Source organism: Kistimonas scapharcae (assembly GCF_039540975.1).
GTDB classification, from domain to species: domain Bacteria; phylum Pseudomonadota; class Gammaproteobacteria; order Pseudomonadales; family Endozoicomonadaceae; genus Kistimonas; species Kistimonas scapharcae.
Map to the genome: position 1 here is coordinate 1 of NZ_BAABFL010000187.1, position 741 is coordinate 741.

1 protein-coding gene is annotated in these 741 nt (G+C 45.9%); it reads left to right on the top strand.

All coding sequences use genetic code 11. The features are described from left to right. On the top strand, positions 1-560 hold a 560-nt coding region (locus ABD892_RS10310; protein ID WP_345195538.1), incomplete at its 5' end, for a hypothetical protein. Between the last annotated feature and the right edge of the window lie 181 nt (positions 561-741).

Genomic DNA, 741 nt, shown 5'->3' on the forward strand with positions numbered 1-741 from the left:
AGAATCAGTGTTCAAGACTTACCAGAATGGGTGTTCAAGAGTTACCAGAATCGGTGTTCAAGTTGTGCCAGAATACGCACCCTCAAGGCTATCAAGTCGAACGTCCCTCTGCACGGCAGGTTTTTTATCCGATCCACGGCGATATCACAGACTGGTTCATGCAATTAAAAGATCCTGATAATGGTATCACGGATGTCATCTCCATCTGTCAGGAAATAGGGACGATCAATAGCATTCTTGGTTCTGAGCCACCGGCCTTGCAAACCCTGTCAGCTGCGCTCAGGCGAAAAAATCATTCCAGTCCGGAGGGGTTAGAGGCGTTATTCAGGAGTGAAGAATACGCGCATTTAAGGGAAACGTTCTGTCCTGATGACGATGGCTGGGCACGACAAGGCCTATATAATTACAGACATACAACAGAAGCTTTGTTAGCCCTTCTCGTCCCCGATACGTTATCGCAGCCCGCAGGCAAAGATCTTGCCCACAGGAGTCAAAGTAAACGATTCACTCAAACATCTGATATCAAGTACGAGGCAGATATGAAACCCAAAACAGCTTGATCATTTTGATGATAGCAGCAATAGATATGCCATTAGCTACACCAATAAAGAAAGAATACAAAAGCAATAAATCCCTGACCTATATTAGAGGCCAGGGATTCCCCCTGTGCCAGCATAGTTGTCGCCTCTTCTGAAATTTCCAACTTAAACAGGGGGTGGTCAGTGAGTAATCAATGACCCG